This window comes from Streptomyces thermocarboxydovorans, from assembly GCF_039524635.1.
GTDB classification, from domain to species: domain Bacteria; phylum Actinomycetota; class Actinomycetes; order Streptomycetales; family Streptomycetaceae; genus Streptomyces; species Streptomyces thermocarboxydovorans.
The window spans coordinates 25130-50459 of the sequence record NZ_BAAAGU010000014.1 but is presented as its reverse complement, the minus strand read 5'-3'; the positions used below and the strand labels follow the sequence as shown (position 1 = coordinate 50459).

Sequence of the window (25330 nt, the reverse complement as noted above, 5' to 3'; positions counted from 1 at the left end):
CCTCACCGCCGCCGCACACCTCACCGCCGCCGCACACCTCACCGCCGCCGCACACCTCACCGCCGCCGCACACCTCACCGCCGCCGCACACCTCACCACCGCCGCCCGGACAGCCGCCGGGGTACGGCGGCCCAGGACAGGGTGGCCCGGCACAAGGCGGCCCGGGGCACGGCGGCTCGGGGAAGGACGGCTCGGGGAAGGACGGCTCCGTATGACTGCACCCCCGCGCATCCCGTTCCCGGTGGTCGACGAGGTCGCCCGGCACTGTCGGCAGGAGGAGGAGCCGGAGACGGTGCACATCGAGGTGCATCTGCCCGGCCCGCTGGACGAGGCCCGGCTGCGCAAGGCGTTCGCCGAGGCGCTGCGCCGGCACCCGCGCATCCTGATGCGGGAGGCGCCGGGCCCCTGGTACCGGCGCCGCTACGAGTGGGAGCTGACCGAGGGCCCCGATGTGGAGGTGGTGGCCTTCCCGCCGCCGGGGCCCGACGCCCTGCGCGACGCGCGCACCCGGGCGCTGACCCAGGCGCCCCCGCTGACCGTCTCGCCGCCGATCCGCCTGGAGGTGGTGGCGGGCGCCCACGCGGCGGAGGGCAGCGAGGCGAGCGACGCGGTGGGCGCCGAGGTGGGCGCGGGCCGCGGCGGCCTCCGCCCCCGCCCGCAGGCACCCGCCGCCGGCTCCGGCGGAACGGTGCTGTTCCTCACCATCAACCACACCGCCCTCGACGGCCCCGCCTGCCTGCGGGTCCTCGCCACCGCCGCCGAGCTGTACGGCGGGCGGGACAACTCGCCCGCCGCGCCGCCCGTACGGCCTCCGGAGACACCGCAGGCGCCGGCGGGCCTGCCCTCCAACTGGGCGCTGCCCGCGCGGGTCGCCCACGGCACGCCCGAGCCGTCGCCCGGGAACGGGATGCTGGTCACCGAGCTGCCGCTGCCACACCGGCCGAAGGGCGCGCCGTACACGGTCAACGACCAGCTGATGGTGACCACGGCCCTGACGATCGCCCACTGGAACCGGGAGCACGGCGCCAGGCCGCGGCCGCTGCGGATCACCATGCCGGTCGACGACCGGCCCCGTGACGCCTCCATGCCCATCGGCAACGGCACCCGGCTGGTCGAGGTCCCGTTCGCGCCCGAGGAGCTGGACGCGACGAAGATGCCGGAGCTGCTGCGCCGTACCGCGCTGCGCACCCGCGCGCTGAAGTCCCTCCCGCGCCCGCAGCTCGGCCACGGCGCCGCGCTGCTCACCGCGCCCTGGGCGCCGGTGGCCTGGCGGGCCGCCCTCACCCGGACGCTGCGCCGGGCGGCGGCGCCCTGGACGTCGACCACCCTGCTCAGCAACATCGGCCGGGTCCCGTACCCGCTGGACTTCGGTGAGCGGGCGGGCCGCGCGCACGCCGTGTGGTTCTCGGCGCCCGCCCGGATGCCGCGTGGCCTCACCGTCACCACCGCCTCCACCGCGGGCCGGCTCCATCTGGCGCTGCGCTGGTCCCGGTCCCTGCTCAGCCACGGCGACGGCGCCCATCTGCGCGACCTGTTCGAGCACTGTCTGCACACCACGGAGGCGACTTAAGTGACGGTCACCGCACCCGCGCCCCGCGACCTGCGCGACTTCTACGAGAACCCGGCCGTGCCGGTCGCCTCCGGCCCGGCCCGCAGCCGCCGCCAGGCCCGCATGCTGGCCCGCGCGCTCGGACCGGCCGGGGCGTCAGGTGCGAAGACCGTGCTCGACATCGGCTGCGGCGACGGCAGCGCCGCCGCCACCGCCGCGCCCTTCCTGCGCGGTCACCGCATCGTCGGCGTCGACTGGTCCCAGGACGCGCTGGCCCGTGCCCGCACCCGCATCCCGTACGTGGTGCGCGGCGAACTGACCGGCGGCGGGCTGCCGTTCGCCGACGCCTCGGCGGACGCGGTGCTCTTCAGCGAGGTGATCGAGCATCTCGTCGACCCGGACGCGGCACTGGACGAGCTGCGCCGGGTGCTGCGTCCCGGCGGTCATCTGATGCTGTCCACCCCGAACCTCGCCGCCTGGTACAACCGGGCGCTGCTGCTGGCGGGGGTGCAGCCGGTGTTCTCCGAGGTCAGCCTGCGCGGCATCCACGGCCGGCCGGGCACCGAGGTGGTCGGGCATCTGCGGCTGTACACCGCCCGCGCGCTGCGGGAGTTCGTCGCCGCCTCCGGGTTCACCGTCGTACGGCTTCAGGGTGCGCCCTTCCATGGGGTGCCGCGCCCGCTGCGCCCGCTGGACCGGCTGGCCTGCGCCAGGCCGTCGCTCGCGTCGATTCTGCTGCTGCACGCGCGAAGGACGTGAAGGGGGGAGGGCGAGCATGTGGTGGGGAGTGGCCGCGGCCCTGTTGGCGAACGTCCTGTACAGCGGCGGGTTCGTCCTGGAGAAGCGGGCGCTCGCCAAACTGCCGGCAGTAACGATCCGTCAGCCGGCGCGGCTGCTGCGGCTGGTGCTGGGCAGCCCCCTGTGGATCGGCGGCTCCCTGGCCCTCGCCGCCGGTTTCGGCGCCCAGCTGGCGGTGTACGCAACCCTGCCGATCGCCGCCGCGCAGGGCATCTTCGTCTCCGGGCTCGTGCTGCTCGTACTGCTGTCGGCGCGGCTGCTCGGGGAGCGCACCAGCGGCCGGGAGCGGTACGCGCTCGCCGCGATCCTGCTGGCGCTGCTGATGGTGGTGCTGTCGCTGCGCGAGGGCGGGCCGGGCGCCGACACCGTCGGCCGCGAGGCGCCGTATCCGCTGGTGCTGCTGGTGTGCGTGCCGTCGCTGGCGGCCGGGGTGTGGCTCTACGGCTCGGCCGAGCGCAACGCCCGGCACCGGCACCGGCTGCCCACCACCGGCGTGGAGTACGGCGTGGCCGTGGGCCTGCTCTACGGCGTCAGCTCGCTCGCCATCAAGGGCGTCTCCAGCCATCTGACCAGCGGCGGCCTCGGCGGTGCGCTGCTCGGTCTGCTGCGCTCCCCCTACCCCTATCTGCTGATGTTCACCGGCGCGTTCGGACTGGTGATGTCGCAGGCGGCGCTGCAGCGCTGCCGGGCCTCGCTGATCGTGCCGGTGTGCACGACCGTGACCTGCCTGTACACGGCGGTGCTCGGCACCCTGGCGTTCGGCGAGGAGCTGCCCGACGAGCCGCTGCGGCTGGCCCTGCGCGTCGCCGGCATCGTCCTCGCGGTGGCCGTGCTCCTCGCCATGCCGAAACACGACACCGCCGCCCCACCCTCCCCGACCGGCGCGAAGGAGCTGGCCCCGCCGTGAAACCCGACGACCCGCTGCTGAAGATCCTGGCCTGTCCGCTCGACAAGGGCCCGCTGCGCCTGGTGCCCGGCGAGCGGGAGGCGCTGTACAACCCGCGGCTGCGCCGCCGCTATCCGATCCTCGACGGCATCCCGCAGCTGCTGCCGTCCTCCGGCGAGCAGCTCTCGGAGGAGGAGCACGAGGAGCTGCTGACGCTCCTCGGCCCGGAGGAGCCCGTCCACTCCGGGGCGCCGGACGACGGCGAGGCGCCGGGCGAAGGCGGGGCGCCGGATCCGGACGAACCGGAGGACCCCACCCCATGACCGGACACCGGACCCTCGCGGCCCGCGTGGCGTCCTTCCTGCCCACCCGGGTCGTCGCCGCCGCGGCCCGTGCCGTCTACCCCCGCTTCGAGCCGGAGCTGGCACGGCTCGCCGACCTGTGCCCGCCCGACTGCGACACGGCGGTGGACGTCGGCGGCTGGTACGGCCCCTGGACGCGCCGGCTGGCCGGGCGCGCCCGCCGGGTGGTGACCGTCGAACCGGTGCCGCACCTGGCCCGGCTGCTCGCCACCACCTCCCCGCGCAATGTACGGGTGGTGCGCGCCGCCGCCTCCGACCGTCCCGGCATCGCCCGCCTGTGGCTGCCCTCGGACGACGGCGGCGACCGCGGGGTGTCGTCGCTGGTCCGCCGGGACATCCACGGCCGGGCCCTGGACGTCAGCTGCGTCACCCTGGACGAACTGGGCCTGAAGAACGTCGGCTTCATCAAGATCGACGTGGACGGCAGCGAGCCGGCGGTGCTGCGCGGGGCGACCGGCCTGCTGGCCCGCGACCGGCCGGCCCTCTTCATCGAGCTGGAGTCCCGCATCCAGCCCGTCGCGCCCGTGGTGACGTATCTGTCGCTGCTCGGCTACGACGGCTGGGTGCTGCCCGGCGACACCTGGCTCCCGCTGTCCCGCTTCCCGCTGGAGGCCCACCAGGCCGAGGCGTCCTACGTGGTCACCCGCGGCCTGCTCCGCCGGGTCCTGCCCTACGGCGTCCTGCGCGGCCCCCGCTACGTCAACTCGGTGCTGTTCCTGCCGGACGGCCGGCGCCCCGGGGAGTTCCCGGTGCGGGACGATAGTGCCCGTGCCCACAGGAGAACACCCCGCTGAACCCTTCGGCCGGCTGGACTTCCAGCTCGTGCTGCTGCGCCGCATGGCAGACCACAACCCGGACCTGGTGGAGGACGCCCGCCGTGAGCTGGGGGTGTCCCGCGCCCGGATGCGGGAGGCCAACAAGCGCTGGCAGGCGATGGTCCGCTCGCCCCGCTCCCGCCCGGCGCTCGCCCGCTACCGCTCGGTGCTGGGCGCACCGGAGTCGCACACCCCGCGCCGGGTCGGCGACCTGGACTGCGAGGCCTGGCTGTGGCCGCTGCCGCTCTGGCCGGACCTGCGCTTCGAGATGCTGACCGCTCCCGGCGGCACGGTGTGGAACGCATGGCTGGTCCGCGCCCCGCACGCCGAGCCGCCCGCGCTGCGCACGCTGGCGGACCTCACTCCCTGGTCCTGCACGGTCGACGAGGCCGCCCGCGCCTTCGCCCCGGCCCGCCCCCTCCAGGGCTCCGCCCCCACCCGCTGGGCCCTCGCCTTCACCGCACCGGACGCGGAAGGCGTGCCCCACCAGGTGACCGCCGAATTCACCTGGGGCCTGCTCCAGCGCACCGCGATCAGCCCGCAGCCGCGGCCTTGAGTATCGCATCCACCACCCGCGGCACCGACTCCGGATGCAGCGACAGGAACAGATCCGGCTCCACCAGCTCCAGCTCCATCACCCGCGGCCGCCCGTCGTCACCGTCCACCAGATCCACCCGCGCGTACAGCAGCTCGGGCGCACCAGGCACGGCCCCCAACGCCCGCTCCGCCACCGTGAGTTCGTCCTCCGTCGGCGTCCACGGCGTCAGACCCGGATGAGCCGTCTTGCGGGCGTCGTAGGGAGTACCGGGCGCCAGCACCGCCCCCTTGCGACTGGCGTGCAGCAGACTCCCGCCGAAGAACTGCAACGCCCGCTCCCCCGCCGTATCGACGCTGCGCACATACGGCTGCACCATCGCCGTGAACCCCTCGGCATGCATCCGCCGAATGTGCCGCACGGCGACCTCGTGCTCCTCCGGCGTGTAACGAGCAGCGAGCCGCGCCCCCGCCCCCGACGTCGGCTTGACGACGAACTCCCCCTCCTCGGGCAGCTCGACCGGCTCCCCCGCCGCCACATAGCGGGTCTCCACCACCGGCACCCCGGCCGCCCCCAGCTCCCCCAGGTAGCGCTTGTCGGCGTTCCACCGCACCACGTCCGCCGGATTGGCCAGCCGCGTCGCCCTCCCGCACCGCTCGGCCCACGCGACGAACTCCGCCGCCCGCCAGCTGTAGTCCCACGTCGACCGGATGACGGCCAGATCAAAACTCCCCCACTCGACCCCCTCCTCGTCCCACGCCACCGCCACAGCCTCGGCCCCGGCCGCCCCCAGCGCCCGCACCAGCCCCGGCAGATCCCGGTCCTCCGCCACCTCCGGCCCCGGCCGGCAGGTCACGAGCGCTATCCGCCCCACGACACCTCTCCCTCTCCCACAGCACCACCAGATCGCCGCAGGCTAACAACGCCCCCCGGGAACCGGGACAGCGCGTGCCCCGGCCCCCGATCGGGCGGTGACCGAGAGGGGCCTATGTCACAGCAGGGAGCGGTGTCGTCCGCACTGTGGGCCGGGCAGGATCAATGCCATGTCACGCTCAGGAACGGACGCATACGACTCCGAGGAGCAGTTGCCGCCGTTGGTCTCCCGTGCCGTGGCCGCCGCTCGGGCGCACGGGTTCGGCAAGTCCTGCCGTCCCGAGCAGGGGCGGCTGCTGCAGGCGCTGGCCGCCGGGGCGCAGGGGGTGATCGGGGAGACCGGCACGGGCTGCGGCGTGGGGCTGGCCTGGCTGGCCTCGGGGGCGCGGGCGGGCGTGCGGCTCGTCAGTGTCGAGCTGGATCCCGACCGGGCCCGGGTCGCGGCGGAGGTGTTCGCCGACGTCCCCGAGGTCGAGATCCTCACCGGTGACTGGCGCCGGATCGAGGAGCGCGCCCCGTACGACCTGCTGGTGCTGGACGGCGGCGGGAACGCCAAGCGGGCCGGTGACACCCCGGCCGAGCCGGCCCGGCTGCTGCGGCCGGGCGGGCGGATCGTCATCGACGACTTCACCCCGGCCACCGGGTGGCCGCCGCTGCTGGACGGCGAGGTCGATCATCCCCGGCTGCACTGGCTGGAGCACCCCGACCTGCATGCGGTGGAGCTGCCGCTCGCCAAGGACCTGGCCACACTGGTCGGTACGCGCCGCCGAGGCGGTGCGGCGACCGGCCACGCACCCCGAGGAGCCTGACCCGTGTCCTCTCTCTTCCCGGCCCTCACCGACGGCCCGGCCGACCGGCCCGCCCTGCGCTTCGGGGACCGTGCGCTGACCTACGGGCAGCTCGGCGCGGCGGCCGTCGCCGTGGCCGGCCGCCTGCGGGACGCCCGCCGGGTCGCCGTGTGGGCGACACCGGAGCTGGAGACCGCGGTCGCGGTCACGGCCGGACTGCTCGCCGGCGTGGCGGTCGTGCCGCTGAATCCCAAGTCGGGTGAGAAGGAGCTCGGGCACATCCTGGCCGACAGTGCGCCCGAGCTCGTGCTCGCCGCACCGGGCGCCGAACTACCGTTTGCGGTGCGGGACTTGACGCGCCTCGACGTCGATGCCGACGTGACCGGCACCGCGCCCGGGCCGTTCGAGGAGCGCGCCGGAGGCGAGGATCCCGCGCTGATCGTCTACACCTCCGGCACCACCGGGCCGCCCAAGGGTGCCGTCATCCCGCGGCGGGCGATCGCCGCCACGCTGGACGCGCTCGCCGACGCGTGGCAGTGGACCGGTGAGGACGTGCTGGTGCACGGGCTGCCGCTGTTCCATGTGCACGGGCTGGTGCTGGGCGTTCTCGGGCCGCTCCGGCGCGGCGGCTCGCTGCGTCACCTCGGCCGTTTCACCACCCAGGGCGTGGCGCGGGAGCTGAACTCGGGCGCGACCATGCTGTTCGGTGTGCCGACGATGTACCACCGGATCGCGGAGGCGCTGCCCGGGGAGCCGGAGCTGGTCAAGGCGCTGTCCGGTGCGCGGCTGCTGGTGTCCGGCTCGGCCGCGCTGCCCGTGCACGACCACGAGCGGATCGCCGCGGCCACCGGCCGCCGGGTGATCGAGCGGTACGGCATGACGGAGACGCTGATGAACACCAGCGTCCGCGCGGACGGCGAGGCCCGCCCCGGCACGGTGGGCGTGCCGCTGCCGGGCGTGGAGCTGCGGCTGGTGGAGGAGGACGGCACGCCGGTGACGGCGTACGACGGGGAGACCGTCGGCGAGATCCAGGTGCGCGGGCCGAACCTGTTCACCGAGTACCTCAACCGGCCCGACGCCACGGCGGCCGCCTTCACCGCCGACGGCTGGTTCCGCACCGGCGACATGGCGGTGCGCGAGCCGGACGGCTATGTGCGGATCGTCGGCCGCAAGGCCACCGACCTGATCAAGAGCGGCGGCTACAAGATCGGCGCCGGGGAGATCGAGAACGCGCTGCTGGAGCATCCGGGCGTGCGGGAGGCCGCGGTGACCGGTGAGCCCGACAGCGACCTCGGAGAGCGGATCGTGGCCTGGGTGGTGCCGGCCGACCCGCAGTCCCCGCCCGGCCTGGAGGAGCTGGCCGAGCACGTGGCCCGCCGTCTCGCCCCGCACAAGCGCCCGCGCGTGGTGCACCACCTGCAGGCGCTTCCCCGCAACGACATGGGCAAGATCATGAAGCGGGCGCTGAGCCATGGCTGACGGTCTCTCCGCCCGCGAGACCCTCGCCCTGGTCACCGACGACTTCACCGAACTGCCCGCCCCCGCACGGCAGTCCCCGCCCGACGGCCCGCTCGGCTGGCCGGGCTACGACGCCGCCCGCGCCCGCGCCGCCGAGCGCACCGGCGAGCAGGAGTCGGTGATCTGCGGCACCGCCCGCATCGGCGGCACCCGTGCCGTGCTGATCGCGTTCGAGTTCGGCTATCTGGGCGGCTCCCTCGGCGAGCGCACCGGCGACCGGCTGGTCGCGGCGTACACCCACGCCCGCGAGCAGCGGCTGCCGGTGGTGCCGCTGATCGCCACCGGCGGCAGCCGGATGCAGGAGGGCATGCTCGCCCTGACGCAGCTTCAGCGCGTGGCCCGCGAGTCGGCGCTCACCCGTGAGGCGGGCCTGGCCCAGATCGCGGTGCTGCGCGACCCCACGACCGGCGGCGGCTGGGCCACCCTCGGCGCGGGCGCCGACATCGTGCTGGCCCTGCCCGGCGCCCAGGTCGGATTCGCCGGCTCGCGGGTGCGTCCCCCGGACGCCGACCCGGCGGCGTACACGGCCGAGGCGCAGGTGGCGGCGGGCTCGGCGGACGCCGTGGTGCGCCCGGAGGAGCTGCGGGACATCCTGGCGGCCTGGCTGCGCCTGCTGTCCGGGGGACGGGCCGGTCAGCCCGTCGAGCCCGCCCCCGTCCCGGCCGCCCTCGGCGGCACCACCCTGCCGGCCACCGGCTGGGACGCGGTGCGCCGGGCGCGCTCCCCGCGGCGTCCCCGCGCGCACGCCTATCTGGACGCCTACTTCACCCGCCGGCTGGCGATCAGCGGCGACCGCTGCGGCGGCACCGACCCCGACGGGATGCTGTGCGGCTTCGGCGAGCACCGGGGCCGTACCGTCGCCTACGCCGCGCAGACCGGGGCGGCGACCCGGCCCGCCGGGTACCGGACGGCCGCGCGGCTGATCCGGCTCGCGGACCGGCTGGGCATCCCGGTGCTGACGCTGGTGGACACGCCGGGCGCGGCCAATGACGCCGAGGCGGAACGGCAGGGCGCGGGCCCGGCGATCGCCGAGCTGTTCGGTGCGGTGGCCGCCGCCCGCACACCCGTCACCACCCTGGTCATCGGCGAGGGCGGCTCCGGCGGTGCGCTGGCGCTGGCCGCGCCCGGCAACACCTGGGCCACACCCGACAGTTACTTCTCAGTGATCGCCCCGGAGCTCGCGGCCGCGATCCTCAAGCGCCCGCCCGGCGAGATCGAGTCGACGGCCGGTCGACTCCGCCTGCGTCCCCAGGATCTGACGGCGCTCGGGGTGGTGCGCGGGATCCGCGACGGGACCTCCTGACCGGAGAGGGGGTCACCGGGTTCCCCGGAGTTCCCCGGAAAAGGTGACCGCCATTCAGCGGCCCCCCGCCCGGCCCCCCACGAAGGGCGCCCGCTCCGGCCGCCGCGCACGATGACGGTGAGGTTCGCCATCCGGCGGGCCGCCGGTCCGTGCACTCGGGAGGTTCTGCCGTGACCGCCAGTCTGGAGCAGTTGCGCCGCTGCCACTTCGCAGTCGACCTGGGCGCGGCCCGCACCCGGGTGTACGTCAAGGGCGCCGGGCTCGTCGTCGACCAGCCCTCCGCCGCCGCCGTCAACACCCGCACCGGCGCACTGATCGCGGTGGGCGAGTTCGCGGAGAAGATGACCGGGCGGACCCCGGACTACATCCGGGTGGTCCGGCCCGTCTCCGGCGGCACGGTCGTCGACATCGAGATGGCGCAGCGCATGCTGCGGCATCTGCTCGGCGACCGGATCCGCCGCAACCTGCGGCGCAAGCCCAGGCTGCGCGCCGCCGCCTGCACCCCGCACGACGCCGACCCGCTCGCCCGGCGCGCCGCGATCGAGACCCTGGTGGGCCTCGGCGCCCGCCGCGTGGAGCTGGTGGACACGCTGATCACCGCCGCCGTCGGCTGCGGTCTGCCCGTGGAGCGCCCCGAGGCGACCATGATCATGGTGTGCGGGGCGGCGGCCACCCAGGTGGCGGTGCTGTCGCTCGGCTCGATCGTGACCGCCGAGCGGATCCCGGTCGGCGGTGACGCGGTGGACAACGCCATCGTGCAGCACCTGCGTCACCAGCACGAGCTGTTGCTGCCCAGCCAGTCGGTACGGCCCCTGCAGCTCGCCCTGTCCGGCAACGGCCTCACCCCGCAGGGCCCCGAGTCCGCGGAGATCCACGGCAGGGACGTCGCCACCGGCCTCGCCCGCTCGGTCAAGGTGGACACGGCCGCGGTGCGGCAGGCCATCCAGACCCCGCTCACCGCCGTCCTGGACGGCATCGGCAAGGTGCTGCGCAACTGCCCGCCGGATCTCGTCGCCGACCTCGCCGACCGGGGGATCATGATGGTCGGCGGCAGCGCCCTGCTGCCGGGCCTGGACCAGATGCTGCGGGAGGCGACCGGCATGCCGGTGCACATCGCCGACCGCCCCGACGTGTGTGCCGTGCAGGGCCTGGGCGCCATGCTCGAGGGCAAGATCACCCCGCTGGAGCTGGCACCCCTGGCGACCTGACCTCGTTCAGCGCGCGAACCAGCAGCGGATCGTCGTGCCGTCCTCTCCGGTGTGCACGCGCACCAGGTCGGCGATCAGATGGACCAGCAGCAGCCCGCGCCCGCCGCCCCGCCCGCGGACCGGTGGCCGGCGTCCGGCGAGCTGATCGGTGAGCCGCCCCCGGTCACGCACCTCGCACAGCACGTCCCCGCCGTCCGCCCATACGCGCAGCACTCCCGTGCCGCCGCCGTGCACCACGCTGTTGGTGGTCAGCTCGGCCGTGGCCAGCTCCAGATCCTCCAGCCGGACGCCGGTGAGCCCGAGCCGCCGCCCCTCGTCCGCGGCGGCGTGCCGCACCCGGGTGAGCGTCCCGGCCTCGAACGGCAGCGTCAGCGCCCCCGTGACCAGCGGCAACGGCTCGTTGTACCGGGCGACGGCCTCCTGAGGCGCGTACGCCTCACTCGGCCACCGCACCCGCGAGCCGGCGGGAATCACGGCCGGATGAGTGGCACGAGCGTCGGCCAGCGCGCGCTCGTGCAGCCCCCGCTCGTCGTAGGGGCACAGGATCGTGACCGTACGGCCCCGGAAGGCCGCGTTGATGAGCGCCTCGTGCTGCACACAGGCGGGGTACTCCTGCGGGGAGCGCCCGGGCCAGACCGGCTCGCCCACGATCCGCACCCGCCGCCCCTCCGGCGGGGCGTCGGCGAACCTGTGCAGCACTCCGGGGATGATCCGGCCGGGGTTGCGTCCGGCCTCCCGCATGTCCAGCAGATGCACCAGCCCGGCGTCGTCGCCGAGGGCGTCCCGGACCAGCCGCAGCCGGTCCCCGGGCACGGCCACCGCCACCGGGTCACCGGCGGCGAGCCCCTCGCGCACGAAGGAGACGGTGCCGTCGGTGTACTGCCGCTCGTCCCGGTAGAAGAACGCGAGGTGGACGAAGGGATCCGAGGGGTCCCGCCCGGCCTCGGGGTGTTCCGTCTTCGCACTCATGGCATCGCCGCACTCATGGCCTGGCGCCTGGATCGCCGGCACACCGGCCACGGACTTCGTCGAGGCGAGCGCCGGCGGACCGCCCCGGACGTCGGTCGAAGCCCCGTGACCGTGCGGGTGGCGGCCGCTGCACCACGCATCGGCGGCCGTCCGCCGCCCGCTCCGGCGGACATGCCGGGAGACGCGCGGGCGCCCCGGCCGCGCACGGCGGCGCCCCGCCCGTGCCGTCGGTACCCATGGCGTCTCCTCACGTCGGGAACGCTCGCGCGTGTACCCCGTCGGGCCGTGCTCATTCCCACCCGTACGTGTAGTCCGCGCAGAAGGGGGCAGGCGCACCTCAGCACGTCAGGGACAGGGACACAGGGGGCGATGCGCGCGCACGGCCCCTCCCCTCGGAGCGACCTCTCACAGCGACCAGGCGGTGACATGACCTCCTCGGCACCACCCCCACTCCCGGGAAGGCTCAACACCTTGGTCATCGGCGCCCGCATGGACGGAGACCGGGCCCTGCTCACCCCCTGCGGCATGCTGCGCCAGGGGTGCGTGCGGGCCCTGGCCGGGAAGCTGGCCCGGCTGCCCGCCGGCACGGCCCGGGTGGACGCCGACATGAGCGGCGTGCACTTCATGGACACGGCCGGGCTGCGCTTCCTGGACGTCCTGCGGGACTTCGGCCGGCGCCGCTCCCTGCCGGTGACGGCCACCCGCTGGAACGGCCAGCCCCGGCGGCTGCTGGAGTCGGCCGGCCTGGACCCCGCGGACCCGCTCAACCACCCGGCCCGCGCGGTGCCTTCACGCCCCGCCCCGGAGGCGGAACAGGCCCGCTCCCTGGAGTCGGAGATCGAGCAGTTCCGCGACGCCGTCGCCGCCCGCCCCCTCGTCGACCGGGCCCGCGGCATCCTGATGGCCCGCTACGGCTGCACTTCTGACGAGGCGTGGGACGTCCTGCGCGAGGCCGCCCGCCTCGCCGGCAGCAGCCTCCGCGAGATCGCGGCAGCGGTCACCCCGGACGGGGGCACCGACGACCCCGGCCCACCGGACGACATCCGGGAAGCCCTGGTCAGAGCGCTGGCCGGCCGTCCCCGTTAGCTTCGTCCCCCGTTAGCTTCAGTGCACCGTGAGGCGGAACCGGGCCTCGCCCAGCGAGCGCACCCGGACGGTTCCGTCATCCTCCAGGTCGGCCACTCCGGCACGGTGGAAGTGCTCCAGAAAATCCCTGTCCCAGCGCCCGGTCAGGACGCGAGGTCGGCCAGCAGGTCGTCGAGCACCGTCTCCTCCTCGATGCGCACGCCGAGTTCGGTGAGAGCCGGGCACAGTTCGTGGTCCCATGGGGCGGTGGCGGGTGTGCCGGTCAGGGGCGGGGCCAGCGGGGTGGCGGTGGCGGCGGCGCGGTAGTCGGCGGCCGTGTAGCGCCAGGGGCGCCAGGGGACGCGGTGCAGCAGGGTGGTGGCGATGCGCAGGCCTCCCCAGTCGAAGTCGCCGTGGTAGAGCAGCGTGGCCCCGTGGGTGTGCAGGTGGCGCAGCAGGGTGAGGGCGGCGGCCGAGGGCTGGCCCTGGAGGCAGACCAGCGGCGGGCATGCGGGACCCAGGGTGTCGGCCACGGTGGCCAGCACGGCCGGGTTCTCGCACACATGGACCGCTGTGGGAGCCGTACGCGGGGGGAGGTGGGTGAGCTGGCGCAGTGTCAGGACGGCCGGCTCCCCCGCGTCGGCCGCCCAGTCGAGGGCCGGCGTGCCCCGCAGACCCAGGGTGAGGACGGTGCAGGACAGGGCGTCCTTGAGCAGGCCGGCCGACGCCCAGGCCTCGCGGCGCCACTCGGCTCCGCTGCCGTCCGGGAAGCCGGTCAGGGCACGGACGCCGGACAGGACGAGGGTGGCGAGCGGGGTGCCGTCGTCGAGGGCGTGCGCGTCGCCGAACGCGTCGGCGGCGAAGGCGGGCATGGACACGGCCGGGTCGGCGGGCAGACGGCGCAGGGCCTCGGCCGTGTCGCCCAGCAGTTTCGTCGCCGCCTGCGGACGGGCGAGCCTGCGTACGAGCCCGTCGCGACGCAACCGGTCGGCCCATGCGGCCAGTTCGGGCCTGGCCGTACGGACCAGCGTGTCCAGCGGGGCGTAGGCCTCCCGCCAGGCGTTTTCCTCCTGCTCGCGTACCTCGGCGAGGCGGGTGACGGGGCCGGTGAGGGCGGTGACGGCGGCGGCGAGGCCGTCGGGGCCGGCGCCGGAGCGGCGCAGGACGGCGTCCACCGCGTCGAGGCGTATGCGCAACGAGCGACCGGCGCCGGGGGCGCGGCCCAGCAGGCGTTCGGCTGCCTCGCGTTGCGCGGGAGTGGGGTCGGACAGGGTGACGGGTCCGGTGAGGGGCTCGTCCCGTGCCATACGGCGGCGTACCCGGTCGACGAGCCAGGCGAGTTCGGGGCCGCCGAGGAGGCGGGCCAGGCGGTCGCGGTCGCCGGGCGGCGTGGCTCCGCCCGGCGGCGTGCTCGTGTTCTCGTTGCTGTCCTCGCTCACGCCCACAGGCTGTCCTGGCTCTCCGGAGCGGATGCGGCGGTCTGCGCGGGGAGGGCCACCAGCCCATGGCCGGGTTCGCTGCCCCGCAGTCGCTGCGTGCCGTCCCACTCCCATCGGGTCACCAGGACCGCCGGGATCTCGTCGACGCGGGACAGCTGGGCGATGGCGATGCCCGGGACCTGCGGATAGCAGGCCCATTCGCGTTCGGAGGTCATCACCACGTCCAGGTCGAAGGCGTGCAGCAGCCCCAGGCACTTGGCGCGGGAGTCGTCGTCGACGCCGGCGAAGGCCTCGTCCAGGGTGACCAGGCGCGGGGCGTGCGGCGCGGCGGTGGCGTAGTGCGAGGAGGCCGCGGCGAACAGCGGTACCGACACCGCGAGGACGCGCTCGCCGCCGGAGGCGGGCCCGGTGGCCGGGACCCACTTGCCGTGCTGGTGGCGTTCGATGCCGAACTCGTGCCAGGCCCGGTAGTCGAGGGCCGCGGTGAGCACCTCCAGCCAGCTGCCCGCGGTGTCCTCGGACTGCCGGCGGGCGATCTCGGCCTGCAGGAACTCGCCGACCGCCGACCGGTCCTCGGGTGTCCAGGCGTCGGCGGACTGGCGCAGCCGCTCACGGGCCTGGGTGAGCCCCGCCGGCGCCTTGCGCGACGGGCGCCACGTCAGCCGCAGTCTCATGCCGGTGGAGGTGGGCCGCTCCTGGAGCTCGGCGTTCATGGCCCGCACCTGGCGCTCGGCGGCGCCGATGAGTTCCTGCAGGGTGCCGGCGACCTCGGTGATCAGGTGCGTTTCGAGGATCTCCCGTTCGTGCGCGGACAGGATGCGGGTCAGCTCGGCCACTTCCGCGGCGAGGGCTTCGGCGAGCTCGGGGACGGCCCGCTCACGGCCCTGGTAGACGATCTCGACGACCATGCCGTCCTCGACCATCCGGGCGGAGGCGGAGTGGCCGCCGCGGGACAGGGCGTCCTGGAGTTTCTTGTACTCCTCGCTGAGCCGCTTCTGCACACGCTCCCAGGCGCCGTCGGAGTCATCGGTGTCGGACAGGTCGCTCTCGATCGCGCGGGCGAGCGCGATGGCCGGGGTGGCGGCCCACGGTCCGGCGTCCAGGGGCGGTACGGCCGCCTCGGGCAGGGCTACGGCCAGCAGCCCGGTGCTCGCGAACCGCTGGAGCGCGGCGACGGCCTCGGCGCGGGCCTCGGTCGCCTCGCGGACGTCCACGTCGAGGCGCTCTATGTGCCCGAGTGCCAGGTGGGCGCGCCGGTCGGCGGCCGTGTGGTCCTCGCGTGCCCGGCGCTGCCCGCGCTCGCACGCCGCCAGTGCCTGGGCGGTCTCGGCGAGGCGCCGCTCCAGCTCCGCGACGGCGGTGCCGACGGTGGAGCGCGGGGTGGCGTGGCGCTCGTCGGCGGCCGCCGCGAGGCGAGCCGACTCCTGTGCGCGCTCGGCCAGTTCGGCTGCTCTGCCGCCGGCCCGCTCGGCCTCGGCGCGTTCGTCGGCGACGGCCCGTGCCGCGTCGGCGCGCTCGCGCAGCGCGAGCACCAGGGCGGCGAGGACGGCGGTGTAGTCGGCCAGCGCCTGGCGGACGGCGGTCAGGCCGGCCCGGTCGGCGGGCAGGTTCACCGCGGCGGCCGTGTCGCCCAGTTCGGTGGCGGCCTCCGCCTCCTGCCGGGTCGCCTCGGCGAGGTCGGCGGCGCACTCGTCGTGGCGGGCCCGTGCGCGGTGGGCGGCGTCCGTGGCCGCGGCGGCGAGGGCGTGCGCGTGGCGCAGCGCGTCGTCGTCGGGGACACCGGCCAGTTCGGCGTCCAGGGTGCTCCGGCGCCGGGCGACCGTGGCGCACTCGGCTTCGAGGCGGGACACCTCGTCCGCCAGGGCCGCGAGTTCGTCGCGCAGAGCGGCGATCCGGGCACGGCGCGCCTCCTCGCGGGCGCCCTCGCCGACGTAGGTGGCGGCCGGTTTCGACCAGCTGCCGGTCAGCGCGCCGACGCGGAAGCGGCCGTCCGCCGCCACCCAGGTGTCCCCGCCGGAGCCGAGGCCCACACAGGCGAGGAGGCGGGCCACCGTCTGCTCGTCCACCGCCGACGCGTGGGGGTCGCCGTGGTCCACGGCGGGGCGCAGCACGTCGGCGAGCGTCGGCCCGCTCAGGGGAGCACCCGGCGCGAGCAGAGTGTCGTGTCCGTCCGCGTGCACGGCGGTGCCGTCCGGGCGTACCCAGGCGTCCAGCAGCCCGGAGGCCTCCAGCGCCGCCTCCAGGCCCGCGCGTTCCGCGGCGGTGACCTGGTCGCGGAAGTCGACCAGCCGCCACAGGGGCGCACCCGGGACCTGGTCGCGGACTCCGGGCGTACGGGTGTGAGGCGCCGTAGGCCCCCGCTGACCGCCCGCCTCCAGGCCGGCGAGCTCCCGCTCGGCCTCGGCGCGCCGGGTCTCGAGGCCGGCCAGCTCCTGCCCCAGGGCGGCAGCCCGGTCGGCCAGGTGCGCCGCCCGCGCGCGGTGCGCCGCGCCGGCCGCCTCCCGTGCCGGACAAGGTCCCTGAAGGTGCGTCACCCAGTCCTGCAGGCCGTCCAGCAGCCCGGCGGGATCGGCGACGGCAAGCTCCTCGCAGACGCCGAAGTGTTCGCGGACGCGGGCGACGAGGTCCCGGCCCGCCTCGGCGGCGGCGTCCTTCGCCTCGGCCTGCCGCCGTGCGGTGTGCCCGGCCTCGGTTTCGGCCTCGTCCAGGCGGCGGGCGGCGGCGCGCCGTTCGGCGGCGGCCCGCTCGGCTCGGGCCGCCAGTTCCTCCACATGCTCGATGGTGCGCCGTCTGCGGGCCACCGACTCCTCGGCCGCGCGCCGCAGTTCTGCCTCCGGCACGCCCTCGGTGTGTGGTTCGCCGTCGACGCGGGCCGCCGCGGCGGCGACCCGCACGCGTGCCAGCGTGTCCGCGACCTGCTCCTGGGCCCTCGTGAGCCGCCGCTCGGCCGTCTGCAGGCGGCCCAGCGCGCGGGTGTGCGCCTCGGCCGCCTGCTGCCGGTCCGCCTCGGTGCGGGCCAGCTCCCCCGCGGTGCGGCGGGCGTCTGCCGCGGCCTGCTCCAGTTCGCGGGCGCTGCGCATCTCGGGGCCCTCGCGCAGCGCCGCGTCCTGCGCCTTCAGCCGGGTGGCCCTCTCCTCGAGCTCGGCGATCCGCTCGGCCGCGGCCGCCCGGTCCCGCTCGGCCTCCTCCCGCTCGGCGCGGGCCTGGGCCAGGTCGCGGTGCAACTGCTCGTAGCGGGCGTGCTCGCTGCGGGGGAGCCGGGCCCGGCGGCGGGTGGCGACGCGGGCGTAGCGCCGGTAATGGTCGAGGAACGCGGAGGCCGCCCGCTCCGCCTCGGCGGCCGCCCGCAGCTCCTCCTTCTCCTCGTCCAGGGAGCGGAACGCCTCGGCCACGTCCGCGATCAGCGCCTGGTCCACCGGCGGCAGCGCCTCGGTCAGCGCGCGGGACAGCGCGGCCTCGTTGGGCCGTTTGGACAGCTGCGGCTGGCGCAGTTGGACGAGCAGGTCGACGAGGGCGGTGTAGCGTCGCTCGCCGAGCCCGAACAGTGCCTCGTCCACCGCCCTGCGGTACGCCGCGGCCGTGCCGTACACCATGCCGTGCCCGGCGATCGCCTCGGCGAGCCGGTCCCGGGACAGCGCGGTGCCGGTCGCGTCGAGCAGGCTGAGGTCCTGGCCGACGCGCTGGTCGGTGACCGCGTACCAGTGGCGGGCGATACCGCGGCCCGCCACCGCCTTCAGTCCGCAGGCGAGCGTGCGGAAAAGGGCCTGCCCGGTGTCCTCGTCGACGCGGCCGAACTCGATCCAGGTGTAGCCGAGCCGTTCGGGGTGCGGGTGCTCCCCGCCGAGCAGCAGGTTCCACTCCATGCGCTTGGCCGGATCGGCGTCGGGCTCCACACGGCGGGGGGACAGATCACCGTCCAGGAGGAACGGGAGGGTGAGGGCGAGCACCTTGGACTTGCCGGTGCCGTTGTTGCCGCGCAGCAGCAGGCGGCCGTCGCGGAACCAGAACTCCTCGGTGTCGTAGTAGAAGAGGTCGACCAGGCCGATGCGCAGCGGCCGCCACCGGCCGGGTGCGGGCTGGGGAAGGGCGGTCACGTCCGGGGGGCCTTTCGCTGAGCGGTGCGGGGGGTCTGACGAGGCATGCGGTCTCCCGGTTCCACGACGACGGTCTCTCCGACCGCGTACCGCGCGAGCGCGGGCAGCGGGGCCACACCTGCGGGAGTGCGGGTCGCCAGGCCGAGCGCGGTCAGCTTGGCCAGCGCCTGCTCCACCAGCTCTCCTTCCGCGCCGGGCTGCTTGGCGCTCTTGGACCAGTACCCGCCGTGCTCGGCGGCCAGTTCCCTTACCCGGCGCTCCAGTTCGCCCCGGCTCACCTCGCCGCCCATGCGGGCGAGGTGCTCGGCGAGCAGCAGGGTGACGTGTCCGTGGGTGCCCTGTTCCGGCATGCGTACGTCGGTGAGGTCGTCCAGGGGGTCGACCATGGCGATGCCCTCGGCCCGTACCTCGGCGACCAGGCCGGTCAGTTCGGTGATCCGCGCGGTGAGGAAGGCACGCTGGCGGGTCAGGTAGGCCAACTCCTCGTCGGTCAGGTCGGCGTAGTAGAGCACCGGGTCGTCGAGGAGGCGGCGGGTCAGCGTCTGGCGGATGGCGCGGAACCGCAGCTCGTCGCTGTCCAGGGCGCTCTCCGCGGTGAGTGCGGCCAGCCGCTCCTCGAAGCCGTCGGCGGTGATCATCGACGGGCCGTGGCGGGCGGCGAGCAGCCCGGCGAGCACCCGGCGCTCCACGTCGTACAGTACGTCCCCCGCCCCGCTGACGTAGGCGTCCTCGTCCCCGGCGACCCGCCGCAGCACCCCGTACCGCAGCAGCAGCCGTACGACGGCGGCGAGGTCGAGGCGTTCGTCGCGCCGCTCCAGCGTGAACTCCACGCCCGCGGCGGCGAGCCGGGGATCGGCGGCGTCCAGCACGACCTGTTCGGCGAGGCGGCCGAGCGCGACCTGCGCCTCGCCGCGTTCCAGCGCGGCCAGCGCCAGGCACAGCAGGACATAGCGGCGGCGGCTGAACGGCGCGCCGGCGCGGGATGCCTCGCGTGCCGGGTGGGTCGGGTCGGCCAGGGTGCCGGGCGTCCGGCGCAGCCGGGCGGCCTCGGCGTCCACCCGCAGCGACCAGCCGGTGTTGCGGTCGAACCAGTCGCGCAGTTCGGCGGCGTGCTGCCGCACCAGGCGGTGGGCGTCGGCGTACGGGCCGCGGGCGAGCAGCAGCGGCTCCTTCAGCAGGGCGCGGGCGGCCTTGTGGAACTCGGCGGTACGCCGGCCGTCCAGCACCTCCCCCAGGGGCGTGGTCACTGGTGGACTCTCCGTTCGGCGGCCCCTGCGAGGCCCGGGGCGGGATGCCGGTGAGAGGCAGGTTGACGGCTCGGGATGGTCATCGTGCCTCCCGCACTGCGTTGCTCCTGGTGAGGTCGGTGATTTCGACCATGTGGTCGGGGCCCCGGAACACCCCGCCCGGCGTGCGGATCTCCGCGGTCGTGCCGTCGTTCAGGGCGGTGAGCCGGATCTCCATCGTGCCGTCGTTGCTGGTCGCCTGGGTCGTCGTGACGCCGGGCCGCCAGGTGGCGAGGGCGTCGCCGAGCAGCCCCAGGAACAGGCCGAAGGCCACCGGGTCGAGTTCCCGGAGCGCCGACAGCCGGGTGGTGCCGTCGGTCGCCAGCCGCGCGCGGGCAGCCGCGATCTCCCCGGCCTGCTTGGCGGCGATCTCGGCCAGCTGCCGCCGCTGGTCGGACCGGTCCTGCACCCGGCGCGGCTTGCCGCGGCGCTCGTAGCTTCCGGTGCGGCGCAGCTGCGGGCTGATCCGCAGCGGCTCGGCCCCGGCCCAGGGGGTGGAGGCGGCCACCGGGCGGGCGGCGCGCTCGGCGAGGGTGTCGGCGTCGACGGTGAGATGGCGGGCGGGGTAGAGGCCGAAGGCCGCGCGCCACAGCCGGTGCCGCGCCTCGTCGTCGGGGGCCTCGGCGAACCAGCGGGCCAGGGTGCGGAAGTCCGCCGACCGGTCCGAGCGCCCGGCCCGCCGCTCGTTCACCTGCCGTACGACAGCGAGGAGCTGGGGGATCGCCCCCAGAGCGCGTCCGCGCAGCAGCCGGGCCTGCGACTCGCGGCCGTCCGCCGACACGAACCATGCCGACAGCCCCTCCCACTTCCCCACCCACCGTGCGTACGCCTGCGCCTCGGCGGTCTCCGCCTCGTCCGGGGCGGCGTCCCCCGCCTCCCGGGCCGCCGCCAGCCGCAGCAGCGTGCCGACCCGGCCCTGCTCCTCCAACTCCCCGATGAGCCGTGCGATCCGCCCGCCGAGGGTGATCAGGTCCTGGATGAACCGCTCCAGGTACTGGATCAGCCGGTCCTTGTAGGCGAGGAACACCTCCACCTCGACCCCGTGCAGGTCGATGGTGCGCTGCAGCGACCCCATGAACGCCCGCGCGTTCTCGGCAAGTGCCTCGAACCGGCTGGTCAGCGCCGACAGTGCCAGATGCGCCTTGGCCGCGTCCGGCTCGCCTTCCTCCTGCTCGGCGGCGAGCACCAGCAGAGCCCGCAGCTGCGTGACGATGTCGTGCAGCGCCACCGCCTGCAGCGCGCCGCGCCGCCCCAGCGCCTCGTCGTACGCGGACAGCGCCTGCTCGACGGCTTCGCCGGCCCGGGTGAGCTGGTAGATGAAGCGTTTGCGGTAGAAGTCCTCGACCGCGGTGACCCGGGAGGTGTCCGGGTCCGCCCGCAGATTGCCCCACTCCACAAGGCTGTCCAGCGCCTTGGCCACGGTGTCCAGGTCGGCGGGCCGGTGCTCCGGGGCCAGCGCCGCGTGCACCTCCTCGGGCCGCAGATGCACCGCGAACCGCTCCTTGGCCGCCATGAAGACCCCCATCACCTGACGGTAGAGGGCCGTGTTGGGCACCGTGAGGTGAGCGAAAGGAGCGTAGGAGGCGGGCTCGGTGGACTCGACGGGGTCGGGTTCGGCAGGCTGCGACGTCATCGTCCCGGCATTCTCCCAGACGCATACCCCCTCACGGCAACCATGGCCAAACCTTCACACTGGGTGATTGCACGCCGTATGCCCCGGGATGACCCAGCCCGGTTTGACCATGGATGGGCGGCTGCCGCCGCATCCCCGGGAGGACGGCCGGAAGGGCGCCGGACCCCGGGTTTCCTCACACACGCATGTCTCGTTGCTCGATTCCTTGAAGACTGCCGACACGGTGGCGAAGTCGCTCTCCACGTGGAGCAGGGTGTGGCCGTGACGGACCGCCGTCGCGCAGACAAGGAGGTTGACGGCGCGCGACCTCCTCCTCACGCACCTGAGGTCGGCAGCTCAGCGGTCCTGGGCCGCCCGAGCCGGGCAAGGTGCCGCCCGCACGACGGCCCACAGCTTCGCAGCCGGCATGTTCCCGATGAGGCCTCTGCAGCGGCAATCCTGGCCACGTCGTTCCGCCGGCTCGCCACGCGCAGACATCCCGGAACAAGCAACACCCACCGCCAGGCATACCGGATCGTGTATATTGATATACAACGCCGCATATACAAGGGGGGCGTCATGAGCCGCACCGTGATCGACCTCGACGACGAGGCGCTGGAGGCCGCCGCCAAGGAGCTCGGCACCACGACCAAGCGCGACACCATCAACACCGCCCTGCGGGAGGTCACCGCCCGCTACCGGCGGCTGCGGGCTCTCGGAGAAGCTCGCGAGCTGATCGCCGGAGGCGCACTCGACATGGACATCCTCCTCGACAAGAACAGGTACCGGTCCGCCGGCGAGCCGGACGGCGTCCGCGACGCAGGAGCGGATGAGTGACGATCGCCGACTACCTGATCGATACCTCCGCCCTCGCTCGCGTCCTCCTCGGCCGGACCACGGCTGAGTGGGACGACAGGATAGGCGCAGGGCTCGTCGCCCTCTGCGACCTCACCGAACTGGAAGTCCTCTATTCCGCACGCTCGGCGGTAGACCGGGAACGCGTGCAGCGCACGCTGAACGCGCACTACACCTGGTGCCCCATGCCCGACGGCATCTACCGACGCGCACGCGTCGTCCAGGAACTGCTCACCGCCAAGGGCGAGCACCGCAGCGCGGGCCCCGTCGACCTGCTCGTCGCCGCTACCGCGGAAGAGTCCGGGCTGACCCTGCTTCACCACGACCGCGACTTCGAAACGATCGCCCGGACGACCGGACAGCCGGTACGAATGATCGACCTCAAGGACTGATCCGCCTCAAGGGCAGTAAGACGCCGTCCAGCACGCAGTGAGCGGGCGCCCCCGCCCTCAATCCGTACAACGGCGTCCCGTTGGACACCGACCCGACAGAGCGCCGCCGGCTACGCCCGAACCCTCTCCCACACCGACATACACCAGACCGCCCCGCCGCCGACAACAGCCGCACGGTCACCACCGAGCACGTCGCCGATCACGGGCAACCGAACGATCCGTACCGTCAGCGCCCTGGAACTCGACCCGCCGCACCCCTTGCGCGGTGTCATCTGCACGACGGCGGGCGGGCGTTCACGCTGTCGCGGCTCCACGGTTCCACGCCAATCCGACGCCTCTCCAGTCACTGCACCACCGCAGGTCACAGCCCACAGGCAACCCTGGACTCACGTGTTGACCGAAGTAATGGCAAACGGAGTGACATCCGTTGCCCCCGAGTACCGAATCCGGACACCCGAAGAGATGTTTCCCGCAGGTCAGAACGTTTCTCTGACCTGCGCTTGGTGGGGCGGGTGGGACTCGAACCCACGGCCGACGGATTATGAGTCCGCTGCTCTAACCGGCTGAGCTACCGCCCCATAGCGGCGTGTCGCGTACATGTGTGCGCGCCGTCTGCCGCAGCATAGCCGCTCATACGATCTCCTGCCTCGGCTGGTCGGCCATGCCCGGTGCTCGTGACCATGGAGACTGCTGTGAGCCCCGTGCGGTTCCGGCGGGACATGAAAAAGGACCCCAGAGGGGCCCTCGTTCAGCATGCTCCCCCGACTGGACTCGAACCAGTAACCTGCCGGTTAACAGCCGGCTGCTCTGCCAATTGAGCTACGGAGGACCGAGCTCCCCCGACTGGACTCGAACCAGTAACCTGCCGGTTAACAGCCGGCTGCTCTGCCAATTGAGCTACGGAGGAATGCCTCGTTGCATCGAACGTACCTACCTGGGTATCCGCCAGGGGGCGCGCGCTCGCTGCGACACATACATTAGCGCAAGCAGGGGGGTGCTCCGCCAACCGGTACTCCCCGGCGCCGTTGCCGCACCGGAGACCTACGCAGATCTGCAAGGGAAGGGTGGCCACCATGCGATACCGGCTCACGTTCGCCGCCGGACTCGTCCTGGGGTACGTGCTCGGCACGCGCGCCGGACGCGAGCGCTACGAGCAGCTGAAGAAGTCCGCCATGCAGTTCGCGCAGAATCCCGCGGTCCGCAACACCGCGGAGACCGCCGCCCACCAGGGCCGGGAATTCGCCGGCAAGGCCTACCACGCGGTCAGCGACAAGGTCGGCGACCGCATGCCCGACTCGGTCGCCCAGCGGGTCCGCACCCTCCGCGAGCGCACCGCCCACGGCTCCGGCGAGGACGACTGGGGCACCAGCAACACCTGACCGCACCTGCCGAGTGCCGGGCAGCGCCGGGCACCCGGCGCCCGTGGCCCGACCCCGGCGGAGCGGTACGGCAGAATTTTCGACATGGGGATAGTCGCCGGGCTGGACAGTGCGCCCGATTTCACTCGCATCGTCGTGTGTGACACGGACACCGGGGCCGTGCTCAGGCAGGGTTATGCCCAGCATCCGGTTCAGGGCCCCGACGGCACCCGCCCCTCCGACGTGGATCCGCAGGCCTGGCTGCTGTCGCTGGGCGAGGCGGCCGGCGGCGGCCTGCTGGAGGGCGTGCAGGCCATCGGCGTCTCCGCGCAGGCGAACGCGCTGGTGCCGCTGGACGCGCAGGGCAACACCGTCCGCCCGGCCCTGGTCGGCGGGGACAAGCGGGCGCAGGTCGCCGCCGCGGATCTGATCGACGCGCTCGGCGGGCGCGAGGCGTGGGCGCAGGCCGTGGGCGCCGTGCCGCAGGCCGCGCACTCGGTGACCAAGCTGCGCTGGCTGGCCCGCACCGAACCGGAGAACGCCGCCCGCACCGCCGTCCTCCTCCAGGCGCACGACTGGCTGGTGTGGCAGCTGCTCGGCCGGCCGGTGCGGCGCACCACCGACCGGGGCGACGCCTCGCACACCGGCTACTGGGCGGCGGCCACCGGCGGCTACCGGCCCGACCTGGTGGAGCTGGCGCTCGGGCACCAGGCGATGCTGCCCGAGGTCATCGGCCCGGCGGAGGCGGCGGGCACCACACCGGAGGGGCTGCTGATCTCCGCCGGGACCAGTGAGACACAGGCGGCGGCCTTCGGGCTAGGCATCGGACTCGGAGACGCGGTGGTGTCCCTCGGCGCTTCCGGCTCGGTGATGGCCGTGCACCCCGAGGCGCTCTACGACCCGACCGGGACGATCACCGCGCTCGCCGACGCGACCGGGATGCACCTGCCCGTCGTCACCACCCTCAACGCGGTGCGCGCGCTGCGCGGAACGGCGGAGCTGCTGCAGCTGCCCGACCTGGAGTCGCTGTCGGAACTGGCGATGAAGTCGACCCCGGGCGCGCACGGGCTGGTGCTGCTCCCCTATCTGGAGGGCGAGCGCACACCGAATCTCCCGCACACCGCCGGGACCCTGGCCGGGCTGAGACGCGAGTCGATGAAGCCGGAGCACCTCGCGCGGGCCGCGTTCGAGGGGATGCTGTGCGGGCTCGCCGACGCGCTCGACGTACTGCGCGGCCGGGGCGTGGAGGTGCGGCGGGTGTTCCTGCTGGGCCCGGCCGCGGAGCTGCCCGCCGTGCAGGCGGCGGCGCCCTCGCTGTTCGGGGCGCAGGTGATGGTGCCGCAGCCGGCCGACTACGCCGCGATCGGCGCCGCCCGTCAGGCGGCCTGGGCGCTCGGCGTCTCCCAGGGCACCCTCGATCCGCGCACCCCGCCGGTGTGGCAGGGCGCGGCGGCGCAGGTGCTGGAGCCGGGCGAGGAGCTGGCGGTGGGCCAGGCGGTGCGCCAGCAGTACGTGGCGGTGCGGGAGCAGACGCATCCGGGGGCGTTCCGGCCGTAGGGACCTGGAGAGCCGTGAGGGCCGGGGCATGTGTGTGACCCGGAACACATGAATCGGGTAAATGGGTT

General features: G+C 74.6%; 20 protein-coding genes, 3 tRNA genes and 1 pseudogene. 15 read left to right on the top strand and 9 right to left on the bottom strand.

Annotation, left to right across the window (positions count from 1 at the left end; genetic code table 11):
* Nucleotides 1–211: 211 nt before the first annotated feature.
* From ABD198_RS08855 to ABD198_RS08830, 6 genes and pseudogenes are all read left to right on the top strand, one after another.
* Nucleotides 212–1570: a condensation protein gene (locus ABD198_RS08855; RefSeq protein WP_343999180.1), complete on the top strand. Its 1359-nt coding sequence runs from the start codon at nt 212–214 to the stop codon at nt 1568–1570.
* Nucleotides 1571–2308, top strand: a complete 738-nt coding sequence (locus tag ABD198_RS08850) for a class I SAM-dependent methyltransferase (RefSeq protein WP_343999178.1) — start codon at nt 1571–1573, stop codon at nt 2306–2308.
* A 28-nt stretch (nt 2309–2336) separates the two neighbouring features.
* Complete coding sequence (locus ABD198_RS08845) at nt 2337–3254, top strand: hypothetical protein (protein WP_343999289.1); 918 nt, start codon at nt 2337–2339, stop codon at nt 3252–3254.
* Nucleotides 3251–3460: pseudogene (locus ABD198_RS08840) on the top strand (Trm112 family protein); the annotation flags it as partial. The gene ABD198_RS08845 and the pseudogene ABD198_RS08840, both read left to right, overlap by 4 nt.
* A 92-nt stretch (nt 3461–3552) precedes the next feature.
* The gene (locus ABD198_RS08835; RefSeq protein ID WP_343999175.1) at nt 3553–4389 is read left to right on the top strand and encodes an FkbM family methyltransferase; all 837 of its coding nucleotides are present in this window, start codon (nt 3553–3555) and stop codon (nt 4387–4389) included.
* A complete protein-coding gene (locus ABD198_RS08830) occupies nt 4364–4966 on the top strand; it encodes a hypothetical protein (protein ID WP_343999173.1) in 603 nt (200 codons plus the stop codon). The genes ABD198_RS08835 and ABD198_RS08830 overlap by 26 nt, the downstream gene beginning before the upstream one ends.
* Here the strand turns inward: ABD198_RS08830 and ABD198_RS08825 are convergent.
* Nucleotides 4944–5819 (bottom strand): ATP-grasp domain-containing protein, encoded by an 876-nt coding sequence (locus ABD198_RS08825; RefSeq protein ID WP_343999171.1) that lies wholly within the window; start codon nt 5817–5819, stop codon nt 4944–4946. The two genes, ABD198_RS08830 and ABD198_RS08825, sit on opposite strands and share 23 nt — an antisense overlap.
* 169 nt (nt 5820–5988) lie before the next feature.
* Between ABD198_RS08825 and ABD198_RS08820 the strand changes: the two genes are divergently transcribed.
* The 4 genes from ABD198_RS08820 (at nt 5989) to ABD198_RS08805 (ending at nt 10635) form a co-directional block, all read left to right on the top strand.
* The gene (locus tag ABD198_RS08820; RefSeq protein ID WP_343999170.1) at nt 5989–6627 is read left to right on the top strand and encodes an O-methyltransferase; all 639 of its coding nucleotides are present in this window, start codon (nt 5989–5991) and stop codon (nt 6625–6627) included.
* 3 nt (nt 6628–6630) lie between these two features.
* On the top strand, nt 6631–8085 hold the full coding sequence (locus tag ABD198_RS08815; RefSeq protein WP_343999169.1) for an acyl-CoA synthetase: 1455 nt from the start codon (nt 6631–6633) through the stop codon (nt 8083–8085).
* Nucleotides 8078–9427, top strand: coding sequence for a carboxyl transferase domain-containing protein (locus ABD198_RS08810; protein ID WP_343999168.1), 1350 nt, complete (start codon nt 8078–8080; stop codon nt 9425–9427). The genes ABD198_RS08815 and ABD198_RS08810 overlap by 8 nt, the downstream gene beginning before the upstream one ends.
* 170 nt (nt 9428–9597) lie before the next feature.
* Nucleotides 9598–10635, top strand: a complete 1038-nt coding sequence (locus tag ABD198_RS08805; RefSeq protein ID WP_343999166.1) for a rod shape-determining protein — start codon at nt 9598–9600, stop codon at nt 10633–10635.
* A 6-nt stretch (nt 10636–10641) separates the two neighbouring features.
* Here ABD198_RS08805 and ABD198_RS08800 read toward each other — a convergent pair whose 3' ends face one another.
* Nucleotides 10642–11604, bottom strand: coding sequence for an anti-sigma factor RsbA family regulatory protein (locus tag ABD198_RS08800; protein ID WP_343999164.1), 963 nt, complete (start codon nt 11602–11604; stop codon nt 10642–10644).
* Nucleotides 11605–12093: 489 nt separating this feature from the next.
* Here ABD198_RS08800 and ABD198_RS08795 point away from each other — a divergent pair, with 489 nt between their 5' ends.
* Nucleotides 12094–12690 (top strand): ANTAR domain-containing protein, encoded by a 597-nt coding sequence (locus ABD198_RS08795; RefSeq protein WP_343999162.1) that lies wholly within the window; start codon nt 12094–12096, stop codon nt 12688–12690.
* A 143-nt stretch (nt 12691–12833) separates the two neighbouring features.
* Here ABD198_RS08795 and ABD198_RS08790 read toward each other — a convergent pair whose 3' ends face one another.
* The 4 genes from ABD198_RS08790 to ABD198_RS08775 all read right to left on the bottom strand — a co-directional run bounded on the left by ABD198_RS08790 (nt 12834) and on the right by ABD198_RS08775 (nt 21121).
* Nucleotides 12834–14108 carry a TIGR02679 family protein gene (locus ABD198_RS08790; RefSeq protein ID WP_343999160.1) on the bottom strand — a complete coding sequence of 425 codons (1275 nt, stop codon included), beginning with the start codon at nt 14106–14108 and terminating at the stop codon, nt 12834–12836.
* The gene (locus tag ABD198_RS08785) at nt 14105–18202 is read right to left on the bottom strand and encodes a TIGR02680 family protein (RefSeq protein WP_343999158.1); all 4098 of its coding nucleotides are present in this window, start codon (nt 18200–18202) and stop codon (nt 14105–14107) included. Before ABD198_RS08785 ends, ABD198_RS08790 begins: the two co-directional genes overlap by 4 nt.
* Nucleotides 18199–19449 (bottom strand): TIGR02678 family protein, encoded by a 1251-nt coding sequence (locus ABD198_RS08780; RefSeq protein ID WP_343999156.1) that lies wholly within the window; start codon nt 19447–19449, stop codon nt 18199–18201. The genes ABD198_RS08785 and ABD198_RS08780 overlap by 4 nt, the downstream gene beginning before the upstream one ends.
* A gap of 79 nt (nt 19450–19528) precedes the next feature.
* Nucleotides 19529–21121 carry a TIGR02677 family protein gene (locus ABD198_RS08775; RefSeq protein ID WP_343999154.1) on the bottom strand — a complete coding sequence of 531 codons (1593 nt, stop codon included), beginning with the start codon at nt 21119–21121 and terminating at the stop codon, nt 19529–19531.
* 558 nt (nt 21122–21679) lie between these two features.
* On the opposite strand from ABD198_RS08775, the gene ABD198_RS08770 reads away from it, so the two are divergent.
* Nucleotides 21680–21937, top strand: coding sequence for a type II toxin-antitoxin system VapB family antitoxin (locus ABD198_RS08770; RefSeq protein WP_343999152.1), 258 nt, complete (start codon nt 21680–21682; stop codon nt 21935–21937).
* Nucleotides 21934–22347 (top strand): PIN domain nuclease, encoded by a 414-nt coding sequence (locus ABD198_RS08765; protein WP_343999149.1) that lies wholly within the window; start codon nt 21934–21936, stop codon nt 22345–22347. The genes ABD198_RS08770 and ABD198_RS08765 overlap by 4 nt, the downstream gene beginning before the upstream one ends.
* Nucleotides 22348–22848: 501 nt before the next feature.
* On the opposite strand, the gene ABD198_RS08760 is transcribed toward ABD198_RS08765, so the two are convergent.
* The 3 genes from ABD198_RS08760 to ABD198_RS08750 all read right to left on the bottom strand — a co-directional run bounded on the left by ABD198_RS08760 (nt 22849) and on the right by ABD198_RS08750 (nt 23254).
* Nucleotides 22849–22925: transfer RNA gene (locus tag ABD198_RS08760), tRNA-Ile, on the bottom strand.
* A 178-nt stretch (nt 22926–23103) separates the two neighbouring features.
* Nucleotides 23104–23176: transfer RNA gene (locus ABD198_RS08755), tRNA-Asn, on the bottom strand.
* A 5-nt stretch (nt 23177–23181) separates the two neighbouring features.
* Nucleotides 23182–23254: transfer RNA gene (locus tag ABD198_RS08750), tRNA-Asn, on the bottom strand.
* Between the two features lie 166 nt (nt 23255–23420).
* Here ABD198_RS08750 and ABD198_RS08745 point away from each other — a divergent pair.
* Together ABD198_RS08745 and ABD198_RS08740 are read left to right on the top strand one after the other, a co-directional pair.
* Nucleotides 23421–23726, top strand: a complete 306-nt coding sequence (locus ABD198_RS08745; RefSeq protein WP_343999147.1) for a YtxH domain-containing protein — start codon at nt 23421–23423, stop codon at nt 23724–23726.
* Nucleotides 23727–23810: 84 nt separating this feature from the next.
* Entirely contained in the window at nt 23811–25262 is a 1452-nt protein-coding gene (locus ABD198_RS08740; protein ID WP_343999145.1) for an FGGY family carbohydrate kinase, read from the top strand.
* Nucleotides 25263–25330: the final 68 nt, after the last annotated feature.